Raw genomic sequence first — 2072 nt, 5'->3', positions numbered from 1 at the left:
TTCTTCTGCGACCTTTAGCTTAAACGCTTCACTGTACTTTGCCATAAACCTAACCCCCATAAATTATTTTCACTCTAACTTATGGGGGTCAGGTCAAAAGCGAAGTGTCTTTCCGGAACGGCGTGGTTAAGACTATACTGAATTAAATAAGCCCACTATTTATATCAACTACGAATTAAATTTACAATAGCTGAAATAAGAAGCAACCTTTTAGAAAACAACCTAAAAATAGAAAATAAATATCATATTCTTATTCCCTTGTAACATATATTGTTGCAAGGGCTTTTATTTTTCTCATAATGATTTTACCTACTGTTTGACAAGCTAAAGAAATAAAATCAAGTATTTGCAGTATTGAGTCATATTTAGATAGGACAACATCATAGACTTGTAATGTCTATTAATCGTAGTTTTTACTTTTTGAAATTAAGTACGCAAGATCGGGAGGGGATCTTTTGGAGAAGATTGATATTTTTAAGGATATTTCAAAGCGGACGAATGGAGATATTTACCTTGGTATTGTTGGGGCAGTTCGCACAGGGAAATCAACATTTATTAAGAAATTCATGGAGTTAGTAGTACTGCCAAACATTGAAGACAGTAGTGAACGTGACAGAGCGCAAGATGAGCTACCACAAAGTGCAGCAGGCAAGACAATTATGACAACAGAGCCTAAATTTATTCCCAATCAAGCAGTATCGGTAAATGTAGAAGAAGGTCTGGATGTAAATATTAGACTTGTTGATTGTGTCGGATATGCTGTAGAGAGTGCAAAAGGATTCGAAGATGAAGACGGTCCACGAATGATTAACACGCCTTGGTACGAGGATCCAATCCCTTTCCATGATGCAGCAGAAATTGGAACGCGAAAAGTAATCCAGGAGCATTCAACAATTGGTGTTGTCGTGACGACGGACGGTTCGATTGGTGAAATACCACGAAATGATTATGTTGCAGCAGAGGCCAAAGTGGTTGAGGAATTAAAAGAGGTAGGGAAACCGTTTATTATGGTTATTAACTCTACGAAACCATCAAGCCAAGAAACAGAGGTTTTACGTAAGCAATTAAGTGAGGAATATGACATACCAGTACTTTCAATGAGCGTTGAGTCTATGACAGAGCATGATGTTCATAGTGTACTCCGAGAAGCATTGTATGAGTTTCCGGTACTTGAGGTTAATGTAAACCTCCCTAGCTGGGTAATGGTACTTAAAGAAGACCATTGGTTAAGAGAGAATTATCAGGAAGCCATTCAAACTACGGTTAAAGACATCAAACGATTAAGAGATGTTGATCAAATTGTTGGTAATTTTTCTGAATATGATTATATCGATAAAGCAAACCTAGCCGGAATGGAAATGGGTGAGGGGGTTGCAGAAATTGACCTGCATGCACCTGATCAATTATACGATGCCGTTCTTAAAGAAATTGTTGGTGAAGAAATAAGAGGAAAAGACCATCTGTTAGAATTAATGCAAGACTTTGCCCACGCTAAGCGAGAATATGACCAGGTTGCAGGTGCGCTTCAAATGGTTAAACAAACAGGTTATGGGATTGCTGCACCTACTTTAGAGGATATGATATTGGACGAACCAGAAATCATAAGACAAGGTTCAAGATTTGGTGTTCGTTTGAAAGCAGTTGCTCCATCTATTCATATGATAAAAGTAGAAGTAGAATCAGAATTCGCCCCTATTATTGGTACGGAAAAGCAAAGTGAAGAGCTTGTTAGATACTTGATGCAGGATTTTGAAGAGGATCCACTATCTATCTGGGAATCGGACATCTTTGGTAGGTCACTAAGTTCGATTGTTAGAGAAGGTATCCAAGGGAAAATATCATTAATGCCAGAAAATGCAAGATATAAATTAAAGGATACATTGGAACGCATTATTAACGAGGGTACAGGTAGCTTAATAGCAATTATCTTATAGCAGCTTCTACGGAGGCTGCTTTTTGTGCGACGGGCAGTTGCACAAGGTGCTGACATCAGCGCCTATTTCTGTTTCTTTTCAGGACAGAGACGACACTGAGGTGTAACGACTGGAAGAAAGAGAGAAACAGAATTTCCA

Annotated in this window: 1 protein-coding gene; it reads left to right on the top strand. The window is 38.3% G+C overall.

The genetic code is table 11. The annotated features are described in order from the left end of the window. The first annotated feature begins 455 nt into the window (after nt 1-455). Nucleotides 456-1934 carry a stage IV sporulation protein A gene (gene spoIVA / locus D8M05_RS19920; protein WP_121134863.1) on the top strand — a complete coding sequence of 493 codons (1479 nt, stop codon included), beginning with the start codon at nt 456-458 and terminating at the stop codon, nt 1932-1934. The last annotated feature ends 138 nt before the right edge of the window (nt 1935-2072 follow it).

The sequence above is a fragment of the Oceanobacillus bengalensis genome, assembly GCF_003628445.1.
Taxonomy (GTDB): Bacteria; Bacillota; Bacilli; order Bacillales; family Amphibacillaceae; genus Oceanobacillus; species Oceanobacillus bengalensis.
The sequence above is the reverse complement of the archived record's forward strand: the minus strand, read 5'-3'. Positions and strand labels throughout refer to the sequence as shown.